Here is a 16,411-nt window from a genome sequence, read left to right as displayed (position 1 = left end):
ATTTCTCGATATTTCAAAGCAAAATTTTCCGCTTTAATTCGATAGATAACTCGCTAGTCTTGGTTCGCAGTTCTCACAGGATTTGGGCAATGCAGCTACGTAACTCTTCTTCGCGCTATGGTTGGGTCAGCATCTTCATGCACTGGGGCGTGGCGCTGGCGGTCTTCGGGCTGTTTGCGCTGGGTCTGTGGATGGTCGGGCTGGATTACTACAGCACCTGGCGCAAAGACGCGCCGGACCTGCACAAGAGCATCGGCCTGGTGCTGCTCGCTGTGATGGTGTTGCGGGTGTTGTGGCGTTTCATCAGCCCGCCGCCGCCAACGCTGCAAAGCTACAGCCGCATGACCCGTATCGGGGCCAAATTCGGTCACGGGTTTCTGTATCTGGCGCTGTTCGCTGTGATGATTGCCGGTTACCTGATTTCCACCGCAGACGGTGTCGGGATCCCGGTGTTTGGCCTGTTTGAAGTTCCTGCTCTGCTCTCCGGACTACCGGATCAGGCAGATACCGCTGGGGTGATTCATCTCTGGCTGGCGTGGGCACTGGTAATTTTTTCCGGTCTCCATGCGTTGGCAGCATTGAAGCACCACTTTATCGATCGTGATGCGACCCTGACCCGAATGCTCGGTCGCAAAGCCTGAAATTCAACCTCGACTCAAAGGAAAAGAAAGCATGTTGAAAAAGACTCTGGCCGCTCTGGCAATCGGTTCTGCCGTGCTGTCCGCCAACGTAATGGCTGCTGACTATGTAGTAGACAAAGAAGGCCAGCACGCCTTCGTCGACTTCAAGATCAGCCACCTGGGCTACAGCTACATCACCGGTACCTTCAAGGACATCGACGGCAAGTTCAGCTTCGACGCTGCCAAGCCTGAAGACAGCAAGATCGAGTTCAACGTCAACACTGCCAGCGTGTTCACCAACCACGCCGAGCGCGACAAGCACATCGCCAGCGCTGACTTCCTCAACGCCAGCAAATTCGGCAAGGCCACTTTCGTATCCACCAGCGTCAAATCCACTGGTGCCAACACGGCCGACGTGACCGGCGATCTGACCCTGCTGGGCGTGACCAAGCCAGTTGTCGTCAAGGCGACCTTCCTGGGCGAAGGCAAGGATCCATGGGGCGGCTATCGTGCCGGCTTCGAAGGCACCACCACCATCAAGCGATCCGATTTCGGCAAGCAAAAAGACCTCGGCCCGAAGTCCGATGCGGTCGAGCTGTATGTTTCGTTTGAAGGTGTGAAAGCGAAATAAATTTCGCCGCCACCTGAAAAACGCCCCCGGTCGCAAGGCCGGGGGCGTTTTTTTTGCCAGAACACAGATCCCCTGTAGGAGCTGCCGCAGGCTGCGATCTTTTGATCTTGATTTTTGAAGATCAAGATCAAAAGATCGCAGCCTTCTGCAGCTCCTACATGAAACCATTGCAGTGCTCAAAAAAATGCCCCGGCTCTTTCGAACCGGGGCATTTTTCATTGCGGCTTGAACTCAGCGATTGCGGGTCAGCAGTGCTGGTTTTTCGCCACGCGGGCGGGTCGGCAGTTGGTCGAGCTGCTCAGGCGTCGGGAAGCGGTCGGCTTTCGATTCCTTGTGCATGATCTTCGGCCCGTTGCTGCGCGGGTTCTGCACCGCCGGTTCGCTACGTGGCTGATCGTCACGGGCCGGGCGGCGGTTGCGTGGGGCGGATTCGTCACGACGACCCTGACCGTCACGCGGCGCGCCATTGCGCGGGCCGCTGCGTTTGGCCGGTGGGGTGCCGGTGCTCGAACCGTTGCTGTTGCGCGGACCGTTCTGCCGACCCTGTGGCTGACCGCCCCGTGGTGCGCCAGTGCCTGCGCCTTGCGCCGGGGCGCCCGGACGACGGCCACGGCCGCCAGCTGGAGCCGCCTTCGGCACGTAGTCGACGCGGTTACCGAAGTTATCGATATCGTCGTCGAGGAACTCGTCCGGGGCACGGTCAGCCGCTGCACGCGGTGGCTGGCTCGGACGCTGTTCGCGACTCGGCGTGCCTTCGCGGGGTTTTTGCTGACGGGCAGGGCGCTCGCCACGATCACCGGCCGGTTTTTCCTTGCCCTTGTCTTTGCCTTTGTCCTTGCGACCACCGCCACCACCGCCGCCATTCGGGCCGTCGCCGCGCGGGCCACGGGAATTGCGCGGGTTGCGGATGTCCGGACGCTCGCGGGCTTCCGGCTTCTCGGCTTCGATGGTGCTGGAGTCGAAGCCCATCAGATCGCCGTCGGCAATCTTCTGCTTGGTCATGCGTTCGATGCTTTTCAGCAGCTTTTCTTCGTCCGGGGCGACCAGCGAGATCGCCTCGCCCGAACGACCGGCGCGGCCGGTGCGGCCGATACGGTGCACGTAGTCTTCATCGACGTTCGGCAGCTCGAAGTTGACCACATGCGGCAACTGATCGATGTCCAGACCACGGGCGGCGATGTCGGTGGCAACCAGGATGCGCACTTCGCCGGCCTTGAAGTCGGCCAGAGCTTTGGTGCGCGCGTTCTGGCTCTTGTTACCGTGGATCGCCACCGCCGGCAGGCCGTGTTTGTCCAGGTATTCAGCGAGACGGTTGGCGCCGTGCTTGGTGCGGGTGAAGACCAGTACCTGTTCCCACGCGCCGGCGGTGATCAGGTGCGCCAGTAGCGCACGCTTGTGGCTGGCCGGCAGGCGGAACACGCGTTGTTCGATGCGCTCGACCGTGGTGTTCGGCGGCGTCACTTCGATGCGTTCCGGGTTGTGCAGCAGTTTGCCGGCAAGATCGGTGATGTCTTTCGAGAACGTTGCCGAGAACAGCAGGTTCTGACGCTTGGCCGGCAGGCGCGCGAGGACTTTCTTCACGTCGTGCACGAAACCCATGTCGAGCATGCGGTCGGCTTCGTCGAGAACGAGGATTTCGACGTGGGAGAGATCGACGCTGCCCTGGCCGGCGAGGTCGAGCAAACGACCCGGGCAGGCGACGAGGACGTCGACGCCACGGGACATGGCCTGGACCTGTGGGTTCATGCCGACGCCGCCGAAGATGCAGGCGCTGACGAATTTCAGGTCACGGGCGTAGATCTTGAAGCTCTCGTGGACCTGGGCCGCGAGTTCGCGGGTCGGGGTCAGGACCAGTACGCGCGGTTGGCGCGGGCCATGACGCTGGGATTTGTCCGGGTGACCGTTGGGGAACAACCGCTCCAGAATCGGGAGGGCGAAGCCGCCGGTTTTACCGGTACCTGTCTGAGCCGCAACCATCAGGTCGCGACCTTGCAACACGGCGGGAATGGCCCGCTGTTGCACCGGAGTAGGCTCGGTATAGCCCGCATCTTCGATGGCACGGACTAAAGCCTCGGAGAGACCGAGGGAAGCAAAGGACATGAGTAATCCTGTTTTAGTTAGGGCTTGGCCCAATGGGAGTCTTGCCTGGCGCGAATCACGTTTAAGAGGACGCAATCCCGTCCGGTCCAGCGGCGGTTCCGAAGGCTCGTCAGGAGCGCTCGCGCGGGCTGAAAGCTGCGCTGTAGCGGGTCGTGAGGCCTGTTACGGTTCCGGGCGTCCGGGCGTGAGCCTGGCGGGAACGCCGGAGTATAACAGAGCAATCACTGCGCGCTGCTTTCCTGCTGCTCAACGGTTTTGCCGCTGGCCGTGGCCGAGCGTAAAGAAGCGCTGTCGACGGGGGCAGCACCATAGCGCGCACTGAGCTCGGCGTAGGCCGGTTCGCGCTTGAAGCGCTTGAGCTCGGCACCGAAACGCTGCACCAGCAGATCCATCCCGGCATTGCGCCGAACCGCCAGAAACTGGCTCTGACGGCTGATAACGGTCGGATTTTCCGTGATCAGATCGCGGATATTCAACTCATCGAGCAAATGCTGGCCGACGCGGCGATCGGTAATCACCAGGTCGATACGCCCGCGTACCAGTTTGCCGAAATTGGCTTCATGGGTGGGTGCCGGCTCACGGCTGAACAGGGTCGACTGGCTGAAATCCGGGCTGTACAGATATCCGGGCGAGGTGCCGATGGTCAGGCCCTTGAGTTGATCGAGGGTGCTGAACGGGTGCGGCCGATCGTTGGCGTAGAACATCACGAATTCGACGTCGGACAACGGTTCGCTGGGGTAGAGCAGGGTGGCGTCGCGCTCGGCGCTGTGAAAAATGTCCAGCGCACCGTCGGCCTGACCGGTTTCGAGCATCGACAGGCAGCGCTTCCACGGCAGGAACTGCCACTCGACTTCAATGCCCAGCCGCTTGAACACGATGGCGGTGGTTTCGTAGTCCAGCCCGAGATTCTGCCCGCCCTGTTCGTACACGTACGGCGCCCATGGCTCGGTGACAATACGCAACTTCTCGCCCCGAGCGGCGAAGCTCAGGCAAGCAAAAACCAGTACGGCGAATAATTGCGTGATCAAAGACATGGCTGGAGATTACGACGAGAAACCCGAAAGAGCCAGAAAGTGCCTGCACAAGCTCTGTTTCGCGGGCTTGAAAGCAAAAGATCGCAGCCTTCGGCAGCTCCTGCGGGGGATGTGCAGGAGCTGCCGAAGGCTGCGATCTTTTGACCTTGATTTGACGCTTAACGCGGCAACTTCAGGTTATTCCAGATCGCCAGGCTAGGCTCGGCCTGGTTCATGGAATAGAAATGCAGCCCCGGTGCGCCGCCCTGCAGCAGGCGTTCGCACATCTCGCTGACGACTTGTTCGCCAAAGCGCTGAATGCTTTGCGTGTCATCGCCGTAGGCTTCCAGTTGCTTGCGGATCCAGCGCGGAATTTCCGCACCGCAGGCATCGGAAAAACGCGCGAGCTTGCTGTAGTTGGTGATCGGCATGATCCCCGGCACGATCGGCAGATCCACGCCCAGCGCCTGCAAACGGTCGACGAAGTAGAAGTAGCTGTCGGCGTTGAAGAAATACTGGGTGATCGCGCTGTCGGCACCGGCGCGGGCCTTGCGCACGAAGTTGGCGAGATCGTCTTCGTAGTTGCGTGCTTGCGGATGCATCTCCGGGTAAGCCGCGACTTCGATGTGGAAATGATCGCCGGTTTCTTCACGAATGAATTCCACCAGTTCATTGGCGTGACGCAGCTCACCGCTGGTCATGCCCATGCCGGACGGCAGGTCACCACGCAGGGCGACGATGCGCTTGATGCCGGCAGCCTTGTATTCGTTGAGCAGGCCGCGCAGGTCGTCCTTGCTGTCGCCGACGCACGACAGGTGCGGTGCGGCCGGTATTTTGACTTCGCTTTCCAGCTGCAACACGGTGTTGAGCGTGCGATCACGGGTCGAACCGCCAGCGCCGTAGGTGCAGGAAAAGAAATCAGGATTGTAAGTGGCCAACTGACGGGCAGTGGCGAGCAGCTTTTCTTGCCCGGCGTCGGTCTTGGTCGGGAAAAACTCGAAGCTGTAGCGACGGTCTTGGGACATGGTCATACCCTTGGAAACAAGAACCTTCGAGGCGCTGCAATCCCGTGTGGTAGCGAGCCTGCTCGCGAAAGCGGCGGGTCAGACAACATTGATGCTGAATGATAAACCGCTTTCGCGAGCAAGCTCGCTCCCACAGGGAGAGCGAGCATTCAGCGCCTGTTAGTAGCGGTAGGCGTGCGGCTTGAACGGGCCTTCGACGGTGACGCCGATGTAGTCAGCCTGTTGCTTGGTCAGTTGGGTGACCACGCCGCCGAAGCCGCGAACCATTTCCAGGGCCACTTCTTCGTCGAGTTTCTTCGGCAGGACTTCAACGGTCAGACGCTCGGCTTTCTGCGCTGGCGACAGGTCGGCGTACTTCTGGCCGAACAGGAAGATCTGCGCCAGGACCTGGTTGGCGAACGAACCGTCCATGATGCGGCTCGGGTGACCGGTGGCGTTGCCCAGGTTCACCAGACGGCCTTCGGCCAGCAGGATCAGGTAGTCGTCGTTCTGTGCATCGAAGCTGCCGGCACCGGTGCGGTGAACCTTGTGCACCTGTGGCTTCACTTCTTCCCATGCCCAGTTCTTGCGCATGAAAGCGGTGTCGATTTCGTTGTCGAAGTGACCAATGTTGCAGACCACGGCGCGCTTTTTCAGGGCTTTGAGCATGTTCGCGTCGCAAACATTGACGTTACCGGTGGTGGTCACGATCAGATCGATCTTGCCCAGCAGCGCTTTGTCGATGCTCGCTTCGGAACCGTCGTTGATACCGTCGATGAACGGCGACACCAGTTCGAAACCGTCCATGCAGGCTTGCATGGCGCAGATCGGGTCGACTTCCGACACCTTGACGATCATGCCTTCCTGACGCAGGGACTGAGCCGAGCCCTTGCCCACGTCACCGTAACCGATGACCAGCGCTTGCTTGCCGGACAGCAGGTGGTCGGTGCCGCGCTTGATCGCATCGTTCAGGCTGTGACGGCAGCCGTACTTGTTGTCGTTCTTGGACTTGGTCACCGAGTCGTTGACGTTGATCGCCGGGATCTTCAGCTCGCCCTTGGCCAGCATGTCCAGCAGACGGTGCACGCCAGTGGTGGTTTCTTCGGTGACGCCGTGAACGCGATCGAGCACTTGCGGGTATTTCTTGTGCAGCAGCTCGGTCAGGTCGCCGCCGTCGTCGAGGATCATGTTGGCGTCCCATGGCTGGCCATCCTTGAGGATGGTCTGCTCCAGGCACCACTCGTACTCTTCTTCAGTCTCGCCTTTCCAGGCGAACACCGGGATACCGGCGGCAGCGATAGCGGCAGCGGCCTGGTCCTGAGTGGAGAAAATGTTGCAGGACGACCAGCGTACTTCGGCACCCAGGGCAACCAGGGTTTCGATCAGCACGGCAGTCTGAATGGTCATGTGGATGCAGCCGAGGATTTTCGCGCCCTTGAGCGGCTGCTCGGAAGCGTACTTGCGGCGCAGACCCATCAGGGCAGGCATTTCCGATTCGGCGATGATGGTTTCGCGACGGCCCCAGGCAGCCAGGGACATGTCGGCAACTTTGTAATCGGTAAAATCGGCAGGCGTGTTGACAGCGCTCATGAAGAGCCTCCATTCGTAATGTATGCGAATGGGCGCCGTTGTGCGTTTAGTGTCCGGGATGAGCCGGTCAACGCCCCATCCGAGCCTGACAGGTCGAACCTGCTGCAGCGCCCCTCGGACAGGTGGCGGGAAAACGGTAGCCAGTGAACGTTACCGTTTTTTGAAACGGGGGCGATTATAGCCGTCCGTGCTGATCTTCCAAAGGGTTTCTGTCGGCCAGATGAAGATCGCCAATGGCGACCATAGTCGCAGCTGCCTGGAGCCTGACTGATCAGTCTGCCAAGATGGGCGCATCTTTCGGCACGCGCTCAGGAGTGAACATGAATTTCCACACCCGCAAATGGGTTAAACCCGAAGACCTCAACCCCAACGGCACCCTGTTCGGCGGCAGCCTGCTGCGCTGGATCGATGAAGAAGCGGCGATCTACGCCATCGTGCAATTGGGCAATCAGCGTGTAGTGACCAAGTACATCTCGGAAATCAACTTCGTCAGCGCCTCGCGCCAGGGCGACATCATCGAACTGGGCATCACCGCCACCGAATTCGGCCGCACCTCGATCACCCTGACCTGCGAAGTGCGCAACAAGATTACCCGCAAGAGCATTCTGACCGTCGAGAAGATGGTCTTCGTCAACCTCGGCGAAGACGGCCTGCCGGCGCCGCACGGGCGCACCGAGATCAAATATGTGAAAGACCAGTTCAAGGATGACGAAGCCGTTCAATAAGATCGGCGGCGCATTCTTCGCGAGCAGGCTCGCTCCCACAGGTACGGGCGATCCCTGTGGGAGCGAGCCTGCTCGCGAAATCGCTTGCCCGGTCAGCGAAGATTCGCCTGGCCACTGAACAGCCATGAAGCGCAACGGTCGTAGCTACATCGCCCCCCACCGGTTGCCACGCCATGACCACCCCCACCAGCGACAAGACCCCCGACCTCTCGGCCAAGGAGCAGCACGAAGTCGAGAAGAGCCAGCCGCCGCGCGCGGCCGTTCTGCATGAAATCATCCGCACCCAGGGCGACCAGGAACTGGAGCGCAGCATTGCCGCGCTGTGGTGGTCGGCGCTGGCGGCTGGCCTGACCATGGGCCTGTCCCTGATGGGCATGGGCTTGCTCAATTCGCGTCTGCCCGAGGGCGACGAATTCAAGGTGATCGCCAGCTTCGGCTACTGCGCCGGTTTCCTCGCAGTCATCCTTGCGCGCCAACAGCTGTTCACCGAAAACACCCTGACCGCCGTGCTGCCGGTGATGACCAAGCCGACGCTGCTGAATTTCGCCCGGCTGATCCGCCTGTGGAGCGTGGTGTTGGTCGGCAACCTCTGCGGGACGATTCTGGTTGCGTACGTGATGCTGGAACTGCCGATCTTCGACAGCAAGACCGACGTCGCCTTCCTCGAGATCGGCCGCAAGGTCATGGAGCACAGCGCCAGTCAGATGTTCGCCAAGGGTATTGTTTCCGGCTGGATGATCGCCACCATGGTCTGGATGATTCCGTCCATGGAGAGCGCGAAGATGTGGATCATCATCCTCATCACCTATTTCATGGCGCTGGGCGACTTCACCCACATCGTGGTCGGATCCGCTGAAGTGTCGTATCTGGTGTTTGCCGGCGAATTGCCGTGGAGTGATTTCTGGGCGGTGTTCGCCGCGCCGACGCTGGCGGGAAATATCATTGGCGGCAGTTTCATCTTCGCGCTGATCAGCCATGCGCAGATTCGCAGTGAAAGCGGTGCGCCAAAGGAGCCTGCGGACCAGACGGTTGAGCCCGATCCGCAGTCGATCAAGAAATGATCAGTGGTGGGATGGCTCAGGCACGCTGGCCGGCTCGTTGCGCGTCGCGTGCTTGACCAGTTTGCCGATGGTCAGGCCCTGCAGCAGGATCGACGACAGCACGACGATGTAGGTGATGCTCAGCAGCAGATCGCGCTCCGGGCCCAGCGGCAGGGCCAGCGCCAGTGCCACCGAAACACCGCCGCGCAAACCGCCCCAGGTCAGGATGCGGATGGTGCCGGCCGGCACTGAGCGCCAGCGGCGCAACAGTAGAATCGCCGGGGCCACGGTAAGCAGGCGCGACAGCAGAATCGCCACCGCCAGCAGGCCTGCGGCGGCCATGTGCAGCCAGTTGAACGGCAGCAGCAACAACTCCATGCCGATCAGTGCAAACAGCAGGGCGTTGAGCATGTCATCGAGCAACTCCCAGAAACCGTCCAGATAGCGCCGGGTCATGTCGTTCATCGCCAGATTGCGCCCCAGGTTGCCGATGATCAGCCCGGCAACCACCATCGCGATCGGCGCCGAGACGTGCAGTTCGGTGGACATCGCCGAACCGCCGATCACCAGGGCCAGAGTCAGCATCACCGTGATCTGATGCTGCTCGACGCTTTTGATCATCCGATAGACCAGATAACCGATCAGCCCGCCGAACAACACACCGCCGATCGCCTCATGGACGAAGAGCATGGCCGTGGCGCTGACGGTCGGGGTTTCGCCCAGTTGCGCGATGCCCAGCAGCACGGTGAAGACCACCACCGCCGTGCCGTCGTTGAACAGTGATTCGCCGACGATGGTGGTTTTCAGCGGTTTCGAAGCATTGGCGGTACGCAATACGCCGAGCACCGCAATCGGGTCGGTCGGTGAGATCAGCGCGCCGAACAACAGGCAGTAGAGGAAACTCACGTGCCAGCCGAACAGGGCAAAGATGTAGAAGGCCAGACTGCCGATCACCACAGTGGCAATCAGCACACCGAAGGTGGCCAGCAGGCCGATCGGCCAGCGGTAGCTGCGCAAATCATTCAGGTTGACGTGCAGGGCGCCGGCGAACAGCAGGAACGACAGCATCCAGTTCATCAGCAGATCGCCGAAGTCGATCTGGCCGATCAGTTGCTGCACACGGTCTTCGAGCCCCGGAAAACCGAGCACGCTGAGGCCTTGCAGGATCAGCGAGAACAGCAGGGCGGTAACCATCACACCGATGGTCGGCGGCAGGCCGATGAAGCGGAAATTGACGAAGGTCAGGAGGGTGGTCAAACAGATAAAAGCGGCGACAAGTTCAAGCATCCGGGGTCCTTTGGATGGAGGGTGAATGGAACGCGACCGGAGTTTGGACGCAGGGGTTTGATGGGACGGGTGTGGCTGAGGGCACATCCGAATCCGGAGTCAAATTCAACAGCCCTCACCCCAGCCCTCTCCCAGAGGGAGAGGGGGCCGGCCGAGGTGTCTGGCGAGATGCATCGACCTGAACAACCGGGGCGATTATGGATTCAGCAAAGCACGTTCAAGTCGGCGTGGGTATCGAGCATCCCCCGATCAGTCCCCTCTCCCACTGGGAGAGGGCTAGGGTGAGGGCTGCATCTGGCACCCCACAATCAGCCAGACACATTGACCGCACTGGCCCGCCGACGTTGCAGGTAAATGAACAGCAGCGCCGTCAGAACCGTCAGCACGCCGACCAGCGCCCCGGTCCAAGGCAAGTCCGCCAGATCCGCGCCGCTGGCCACTACCAGCCCGCCGATCCAGGCACCTGCCGCATTGCCGAGGTTGAACGCGCTCTGGTTCAGCGTCGAACCGAGATTCGGCGCTTCATGCGCCTGATCGATGATCAATAGCTGCAGAATCGGGCACAGCGCAAACGCGAAAATTCCCCACAGCACCAGCGTGATCGCTGCCGGAATGACTGCACGGCTGGTCTGGCTGAACGCCGCCAGAATCACCACGACCGCCAGTGCCACACCGACCAGCGACGGCAGCAAACGGCTGTCGGCCAGACGCCCGCCGAGCATGCTGCCTGCCGTCAGGCCGACGCCGAACAACAGCAGCATCACCGTCACGCCGTGGGGGCTGACGCCAGTGATGTCTTGCAGAATCGGTGCGATATACGTGAACACGCTGAACAGGCTGGTCGAGGCCAGCACGCTCATGCCCAGCGCCAGCAGCACGTTGGCCTTGCCCAAAACCTTGAATTCGCTGGCGAGGTTGGCCTTGTCCATCGCGATGTGTCTGGGCAACCACAACCATTGCGCCAGCGCGGCGACAATGCCGATCACCGACACCGCCCAGAAGGTCGAACGCCAGCCAGCGTATTGGCCCAGCGCTGTGCCCAAGGGCACGCCGAGGACGTTGGCCAGGGTCAGGCCGGTGAACATCATCGCGATGGCCTGTGCACGTTTGTTCGGTGCCACCAATCCGGCGGCAACCACCGAACCAATGCCGAAGAACGCCCCATGGCACAGCGCCGTGACGACCCGCGCCGCCATCAGCGTCGCGTAGTTGGGTGCCAGTGCGCAGAGCACGTTGCCGAGAATGAACATCAGCGTCATGCCCAGCAGCGTCGCTTTGCGCGGCATGTTGGCGGTGCCGATCGCCAGAATCGGCGCGCCGAACACCACGCCCAGGGCGTAACCGGTAATCAGTAGGCCTGCGTGTGGAATGCTCACGGCAAGGTCGCGGGCGACATCGGGCAGCAGGCCCATGATGACGAATTCGGTGGTGCCGATGCCGAATGCGGCAACGGCGAGTGCAAGCAAGGCGAGGGGCATGCGCAAGGTCTCTGTCAGTAGTCTTGACGCTTTGATCAGGCATACGCGTGCCAGCGACCGTTTTCGAAGAAAGCGGAGCAGGCAGCTTTTATTGGAATTTTTGGGTGTGCAGCTGAGTACGGCGTGGTGAGGTGCAGTATAAACAGCTGCTGACACATGGCGAATCAATAATCTGACTAATCGACGGCTCACTGGAAGTGCCGTGATATGCCCACCTGAAAGAACCTTTCGGCCGGCCACGGCTCTTAGCCTGTGGGCAGGTGTTGATCGGCATGCTGGGTGATGAAGTTCTGACCGCTCGCCAATTACTCGAATCGAAAAAAGGACGACGTTATGACGGTGGCTCTTTGGTGTGTGTTGATCGCGATTTTTCTGCCGTACGTGTGCACGATCGTGGCGAAGGCAAGCGGCGGTTTTCGCCTGAAGGACAATTACGATCCACGGGATTTTCTCGACAGCGTCGATGGCGTCGCCCGTCGCGCCCATGCCGCGCAACTGAACAGCTTTGAAGTGACGCCGGCGTTTGCGGCGGCGGTGATCGTCGCGCATCTGGTCGGCACGGCGGAGCTGGTGACGGTCAATGTGCTGGCCGTGCTGTTTATCACCAGTCGCCTGCTGTACATCATTTGCTACCTGGCCGACTGGGCTGCACTGCGCTCGGTGGTGTGGTTTATCGGGATGGCGCTGATTGCTTCGTTTTTCTTTGTGTCCATGTAAAGCAAGATCAAAAGATCGCAGCCTTCGGCAGCTCCTACACAGGGTTCGTGTTCAACCCTGTAGGAGCTGCCGCAGGCTGCGATCTTTTGCTTTCAAGGTTTGTCAGCCACCTGCGGCACTTGCGGCAACGCCGCCCCTTTAGGCCAGAGCATCCAGATCTGCCCCTGCTGCTTCATGTCCCCGGCCAGTTGCCCGGCTGCATCACCGGTGCCCCAGAACAGATCCGCACGCACCTCGCCAGCGATCGCACCGCCGGTATCCTGCGCCGCGACCGGGCGCACCAGCGGTGTGCCATCGGGTTTGGTGGTCGACAGCCATAACAGACTGCCCAACGGGATCACCTTGCGGTCCACCGCCGCGCTGTAGCCTGCGGTCAACGGCACGTTCAGCGAGCCGCGCGGGCCTTCGTTGCTGTCCGGGTTGCGGGTGAAAAACACGTAGCTCGGGTTGCTGGCGAGCAGTTGCGGAATGCGCGTCGGGTTGGCCTTGGCCCAATTGCTGATCGCGCTCATGGTCACCTCTTCTTTCTTCAGCTCGCCTTGCTCTACCAGCCAGCGACCGATCGGCCGGTACGGGTGGCCGTTCTGATCGGCGTAGGCGATGCGCAATTGTTTGCCGTCCTCGGTCTGAATCCGGCCCGACCCTTGAATTTGCAGAAATTGCAGGTTCATCGGGTCAGTCAGATAGGCGACCACCGGCGCTTTCACGCCTTTTGACTCAATGGTCGCCGCGTCGTCGTAAGGCTTGAGCACGCGACCTTCGAGGCGCCCGCGCAGGCGCTTGCCTTTCAATTCGGGGTAGATGCTGTCGAGCGAGACAATGATCATGTCTTCGGGGACGCCATACACCGGCACGTTTGCCGTTTCGGTTGGAGTCAGGCTGCCGGGGTAGACCGGTTCGTAGTAGCCGGTGATCAGACCGTTGGGGTTGTCGTTTTCGGCGCGCAGGCCGTAGACATCGAGGTTCTGCTTGAGGAACGTGCGAATCTCGGCGGCGCTCTGCGGCACATTGGCCGCCGCAACGCAGGTCGGGCCCCAGATTGTGTCGGCTTTGAGTCGGGTGCAGGCGCTGCGCCACGAGCCGAAACCGGCGACCAGATCGCTGTCGGAAACTGCCGGCAAGGCTTCCCAGGTCGCGCTGGAATAGGTGGCCAGCGCATGGGTCTTCGGTTCAGCGTTGTCGCCGCCGGTGCAGCCAGCGAGGACGGCCAGGATTGGCAGGGTGACGAGAAGCGGGTGACGCCAGGCCGTGAAGCGGCTGTTCATGGAGTGATTCCTGTGCCGGTTGGACGAGTGCTCCATGCGCTCGACCAACCCGTATTTTTAATAGGGCTATTGGTGTTTTCCGGTGAGCCGGGGATACTGGCCGCCGATTTCCGTGACCTGAAGCCACCATGACTCTGAAACGATTTGCTGTTGTATTGCTGGCCTGCCTGACCTTGTCCGCCTGTGGCGGCGTTGACCCGAATTCGCCGCTGGGTCAGCGCAAGGCCATTTTCAAGCAGATGCTCAAGACCAGCGAAGACCTCGGCGGCATGTTGCGCGGGCGCATTGCCTTCGACGGACCGAAATTTGCCGAGGGCGCGGTCAGGCTTGATGCGTTGTCCCATGAACCGTGGAAGCATTTCCCGCAGGTGCGCGAAGAAGATCACACCAGCGCCAGGGACGATGTCTGGCAAAAACAGGCGCGTTTTCAGGAACTGGCCCGCGCCCTTGAAGCGGCCACCGGTGAACTGGTGGTCGCCAGTCAGGCTCAGCCGTACAAGGCCAGCAATCTCGGACCGGCAGTGCAGAAAGTCGAGGATGCCTGCAGTGCTTGCCATAAAGAGTTTCGAGATCATTGATTTCTATTGCTTGAGCTGACGCCTTCGCGAGCAAGCTCGCTCCCACAATGGTCTTCAGTGAGCATGAATGTTGTGTACCCCGGAAAAGCTTGTTGGAGCGAGCTTGCTCGCGAAAAGGCCATCAAACTCACTGCATCACTGCTTACTTATCGATCTCGTCCAGCGCTTCCTGCAGTTCCTTGCGCGACTCGGCCAGCTTCTCCTTGCGCTTGTTGATCTTCTCCGGATCGCCTTTCTTCATGGCCTTGTCGAGATCCGCCTGACGCTGGCTGACCTCATGCTTGGCCTCAAGCACCTTGTTCTCACGTTCTTTCTTCAAGCCGGCGTCGGTGCAGTGTTCGGTCACTTCGCGCAGTGCGGTTTCCAGGCCTGCCTGCTGCTCCATGTTGCCGCGGGATTTGGCCTGTTCGATCTGATTGATGATGCCCTGCTTCTTGGCAGCGCAACCGGTCAGACCCGGGCCGTCTTCTTCGGCCATGACCGGGGCGGCCATGACGCCGCAAAGAGTAAGCAGGGCGAGCGGTGCGAAAAATTTCATAAAAGCTCCATGTGCAAAGGCAATCGGGGTGGGGAGGGCACTGCGCTGTTGGAGCGTCTGGCCGGCCATTGGGTTCCCGTCGGGCGGGGATTGCAGGTTCAGAAGCCGTCGATTCCGGCGGCTCTCAAGGTTTCTCTCAAAGCCAGTACCTGCGGGTCGCGAAAGAATGCGCTCAGTTGCGCTGCACGTCCCGGGCCGATGCCGGCTTCTGCCTGCCATTGTTCAGTGTCGCGTTGTGCCAGGGTCTGCCACGAATCGGCCAGTTGTGCCTGTCCGGCCGGCGGCATGCCCAGTGCTTTCAACCATTGAGCGAACGGCTTTTGCCGCGCGCCGTGAAAACTGTGGATCAGACGTGCGCTGCTGCGCTCGCCGAGGCCGGCAATGTTAGCAAGCTCTGACGCATCGAGGGTCAGCCAATCCAGCAGGTGTTTCAGACGGCCTGTTTCCAAAAGTTTCTCCCAGGTCCCGCGCCCGACATGTTGCATGGCCAGACCTTGCTTGCCACTCAGCCAGGTCAGACGCGCGAGAAACTGGCTTTCACAGCCGGACGTCGGTTGCCAGCAACTGAGGGCGTGGTGGTCGTCAGTATTGGGAATGCTGATGTCTGGCCGTTCGCTGGTACGCAACACGACACTGTCCAGGCGTGGAATGGTCAGCCCGGCCAGACTGATTGCCACCTGATCGCCGGGACGGATGTCGAGGGTTTGCCAGCGCTTGAGCGAGCTGACGCTGACCCGCTTTATCTCGCGGTCATCGAGCCTGACCGGCAGCAGTTCCAGCACCGGCGTGATGCGCCCGGTGCGGCCGATCTTGAAGTTGACCTTGCGCACTTCGGCCAATGCCTGAGCGAAGGGATATTTCCAGGCAACCGCCCAATAAGGTGCCTTGGCCTGCCAACGTTCGGCGGTTGGCCGTTGGCTCTGGCGCAGCACCACGCCGTCGGTGGCAAAAGGCAGGGGCGAGCGATACCAGTGCTCGCGCCATTTTTGCGCGTCTTCGAATTGGCTAATGGGCTGTGTATAAGGCTCGGTGGCAGCGAACCCCAATGCCTGAAGTTCGGACAATCTCTCCGGCAGCCGCACCGGGCCTTGCGGCCAGTCCCAGACAAACAGGCCGATCCCGGCAGCCTGTTCTGCATCGAGGGATTTGCGTGCCATCAGCCCGGCCACGGTAGCGCGGGCATTGACGCTGCCGGCCTGTGATTGAACGTGCGCGTTCAGGTGCCAATAGAGTTCGCCCTGTACCAGCAGATCGCGTGGCAGCGTCAGGCGTTGCGGAATGGCAGCGATCTTTCGCGCGGAGGCTGTCCAGTCCTGGCCGCTGACGCCGTCACCTCGGCTAATGGCTAGCTGCAATATTCCCTGGCGGTAGATCAGCGTGACGGCCACGCCGTCGACTTTGGGTTGCACCCAGACGTTCTGGCGATCACGCAGCCAGTTGGCAACGTCTTCGGCTTTGTGCAGCTTGTCCAGACCGGTGTGGGCGATGGGGTGCGTGACCGCGCCGGACGCGGTGCGCAAGGGCTGCGATGATGAGGGCTGGTTGAAACAGGCTTGCCACTCATTCAGCCGTAGCAGGGACTGATCATAGAGTTCGTCGCTGATCAATGAACGGCCTTCGCGGTGATAGGCGTCGTCCCATTGGTCGATCCGGTTTTGCAGGGTGGTGATTTCCTTCTGTGCTTTGGAAGCAGTCCAGTCGGGGCAGTTGGCGAGAGTCGGATGGGCAATAACAATCAGCAGTAAGGCAAGCAGCGAGCGCATGGTGAGCATCCTTGCTCGGGGATAGTTCTTGAAGGCTAGTCAGAATTTCGAGCAAGGTCGGG

At 60.7% G+C, this 16,411-nt stretch carries 15 protein-coding genes and 1 riboswitch; of the genes, 6 read left to right on the top strand and 9 right to left on the bottom strand.

From position 1 onward, the window contains the following. Positions 1-89: 89 nt before the first annotated feature. Positions 90-641 carry a cytochrome b gene (locus J2Y90_RS03955; RefSeq protein WP_110644415.1) on the top strand — a complete coding sequence of 184 codons (552 nt, stop codon included), beginning with the start codon at positions 90-92 and terminating at the stop codon, positions 639-641. 31 nt (positions 642-672) lie between these two features. Continuing rightward, on the top strand, positions 673-1,251 hold the full coding sequence (locus J2Y90_RS03950; RefSeq protein ID WP_039757580.1) for a YceI family protein: 579 nt from the start codon (positions 673-675) through the stop codon (positions 1,249-1,251). Positions 1,252-1,482: 231 nt separating this feature from the next. On the opposite strand, the gene J2Y90_RS03945 is transcribed toward J2Y90_RS03950, so the two are convergent. The 4 genes from J2Y90_RS03945 to ahcY form a co-directional block, all read right to left on the bottom strand. Then, entirely contained in the window at positions 1,483-3,351 is a 1,869-nt protein-coding gene (locus J2Y90_RS03945; RefSeq protein WP_253496728.1) for a DEAD/DEAH box helicase, read from the bottom strand. Positions 3,352-3,572: 221 nt separating this feature from the next. Further along, a complete protein-coding gene (locus tag J2Y90_RS03940) occupies positions 3,573-4,385 on the bottom strand; it encodes a substrate-binding periplasmic protein (protein ID WP_253496725.1) in 813 nt (270 codons plus the stop codon). Positions 4,386-4,543: 158 nt separating this feature from the next. Next, positions 4,544-5,389 (bottom strand): methylenetetrahydrofolate reductase [NAD(P)H], encoded by an 846-nt coding sequence (metF, locus tag J2Y90_RS03935; RefSeq protein WP_253496722.1) that lies wholly within the window; start codon positions 5,387-5,389, stop codon positions 4,544-4,546. A gap of 159 nt (positions 5,390-5,548) precedes the next feature. Further along, entirely contained in the window at positions 5,549-6,958 is a 1,410-nt protein-coding gene (gene ahcY, locus J2Y90_RS03930; RefSeq protein ID WP_253496719.1) for an adenosylhomocysteinase, read from the bottom strand. Positions 6,959-6,981: 23 nt separating this feature from the next. Then, positions 6,982-7,080: riboswitch (S-adenosyl-L-homocysteine riboswitch) on the bottom strand. Between the two features lie 198 nt (positions 7,081-7,278). Here ahcY and J2Y90_RS03925 point away from each other — a divergent pair. Together J2Y90_RS03925 and J2Y90_RS03920 are read left to right on the top strand one after the other, a co-directional pair. Next, the gene (locus tag J2Y90_RS03925) at positions 7,279-7,683 is read left to right on the top strand and encodes an acyl-CoA thioesterase (RefSeq protein ID WP_016772772.1); all 405 of its coding nucleotides are present in this window, start codon (positions 7,279-7,281) and stop codon (positions 7,681-7,683) included. A gap of 173 nt (positions 7,684-7,856) precedes the next feature. Beyond that, on the top strand, positions 7,857-8,744 hold the full coding sequence (locus J2Y90_RS03920) for a formate/nitrite transporter family protein (RefSeq protein WP_253496716.1): 888 nt from the start codon (positions 7,857-7,859) through the stop codon (positions 8,742-8,744). Here J2Y90_RS03920 and J2Y90_RS03915 read toward each other — a convergent pair whose 3' ends face one another. Further along, the gene (locus J2Y90_RS03915; RefSeq protein WP_253496713.1) at positions 8,745-10,010 is read right to left on the bottom strand and encodes a cation:proton antiporter; all 1,266 of its coding nucleotides are present in this window, start codon (positions 10,008-10,010) and stop codon (positions 8,745-8,747) included. Between the two features lie 308 nt (positions 10,011-10,318). Next, entirely contained in the window at positions 10,319-11,488 is a 1,170-nt protein-coding gene (locus J2Y90_RS03910; protein ID WP_253496710.1) for an MFS transporter, read from the bottom strand. A 333-nt stretch (positions 11,489-11,821) separates the two neighbouring features. Between J2Y90_RS03910 and J2Y90_RS03905 the strand changes: the two genes are divergently transcribed. After that, positions 11,822-12,205: an MAPEG family protein gene (locus J2Y90_RS03905; protein WP_253496707.1), complete on the top strand. Its 384-nt coding sequence runs from the start codon at positions 11,822-11,824 to the stop codon at positions 12,203-12,205. 92 nt (positions 12,206-12,297) lie between these two features. Here J2Y90_RS03905 and mltA read toward each other — a convergent pair whose 3' ends face one another. Then, positions 12,298-13,470, bottom strand: a complete 1,173-nt coding sequence (mltA, locus tag J2Y90_RS03900; RefSeq protein ID WP_253496704.1) for a murein transglycosylase A — start codon at positions 13,468-13,470, stop codon at positions 12,298-12,300. 128 nt (positions 13,471-13,598) lie between these two features. Here mltA and J2Y90_RS03895 point away from each other — a divergent pair, with 128 nt between their 5' ends. Next, positions 13,599-14,048: a c-type cytochrome gene (locus tag J2Y90_RS03895; protein ID WP_253496701.1), complete on the top strand. Its 450-nt coding sequence runs from the start codon at positions 13,599-13,601 to the stop codon at positions 14,046-14,048. Between the two features lie 142 nt (positions 14,049-14,190). On the opposite strand, the gene J2Y90_RS03890 is transcribed toward J2Y90_RS03895, so the two are convergent. Further along, positions 14,191-14,586, bottom strand: a complete 396-nt coding sequence (locus tag J2Y90_RS03890; RefSeq protein WP_253496698.1) for a DUF1090 domain-containing protein — start codon at positions 14,584-14,586, stop codon at positions 14,191-14,193. Between the two features lie 98 nt (positions 14,587-14,684). Further along, positions 14,685-16,349 carry an NAD-dependent DNA ligase LigB gene (gene ligB, locus J2Y90_RS03885; RefSeq protein ID WP_253496695.1) on the bottom strand — a complete coding sequence of 555 codons (1,665 nt, stop codon included), beginning with the start codon at positions 16,347-16,349 and terminating at the stop codon, positions 14,685-14,687. Positions 16,350-16,411: the final 62 nt, after the last annotated feature.

It is taken from the genome of Pseudomonas koreensis (assembly GCF_024169245.1).
Lineage (GTDB): Bacteria > Pseudomonadota > Gammaproteobacteria > Pseudomonadales > Pseudomonadaceae > Aquipseudomonas > Aquipseudomonas koreensis_F.
This window is presented reverse-complemented; position numbering and strand designations above follow the sequence as displayed.

Coding starts and splice junctions, on each gene's coding strand:
- J2Y90_RS03915 (WP_253496713.1), bottom strand. CDS start 10,010: ATGCTTGAACTTGTCGCCGCTTTTATCTGTTTGACCACCCTCCTGACC.
- J2Y90_RS03905 (WP_253496707.1), top strand. CDS start 11,822: ATGACGGTGGCTCTTTGGTGTGTGTTGATCGCGATTTTTCTGCCGTAC.
- mltA (WP_253496704.1), bottom strand. CDS start 13,470: ATGAACAGCCGCTTCACGGCCTGGCGTCACCCGCTTCTCGTCACCCTG.
- J2Y90_RS03910 (WP_253496710.1), bottom strand. CDS start 11,488: ATGCCCCTCGCCTTGCTTGCACTCGCCGTTGCCGCATTCGGCATCGGC.
- J2Y90_RS03945 (WP_253496728.1), bottom strand. CDS start 3,351: ATGTCCTTTGCTTCCCTCGGTCTCTCCGAGGCTTTAGTCCGTGCCATC.
- J2Y90_RS03950 (WP_039757580.1), top strand. CDS start 673: ATGTTGAAAAAGACTCTGGCCGCTCTGGCAATCGGTTCTGCCGTGCTG.
- ligB (WP_253496695.1), bottom strand. CDS start 16,349: ATGCGCTCGCTGCTTGCCTTACTGCTGATTGTTATTGCCCATCCGACT.
- J2Y90_RS03940 (WP_253496725.1), bottom strand. CDS start 4,385: ATGTCTTTGATCACGCAATTATTCGCCGTACTGGTTTTTGCTTGCCTG.
- J2Y90_RS03955 (WP_110644415.1), top strand. CDS start 90: ATGCAGCTACGTAACTCTTCTTCGCGCTATGGTTGGGTCAGCATCTTC.
- J2Y90_RS03895 (WP_253496701.1), top strand. CDS start 13,599: ATGACTCTGAAACGATTTGCTGTTGTATTGCTGGCCTGCCTGACCTTG.
- J2Y90_RS03925 (WP_016772772.1), top strand. CDS start 7,279: ATGAATTTCCACACCCGCAAATGGGTTAAACCCGAAGACCTCAACCCC.
- metF (WP_253496722.1), bottom strand. CDS start 5,389: ATGTCCCAAGACCGTCGCTACAGCTTCGAGTTTTTCCCGACCAAGACC.
- J2Y90_RS03920 (WP_253496716.1), top strand. CDS start 7,857: ATGACCACCCCCACCAGCGACAAGACCCCCGACCTCTCGGCCAAGGAG.
- J2Y90_RS03890 (WP_253496698.1), bottom strand. CDS start 14,586: ATGAAATTTTTCGCACCGCTCGCCCTGCTTACTCTTTGCGGCGTCATG.
- ahcY (WP_253496719.1), bottom strand. CDS start 6,958: ATGAGCGCTGTCAACACGCCTGCCGATTTTACCGATTACAAAGTTGCC.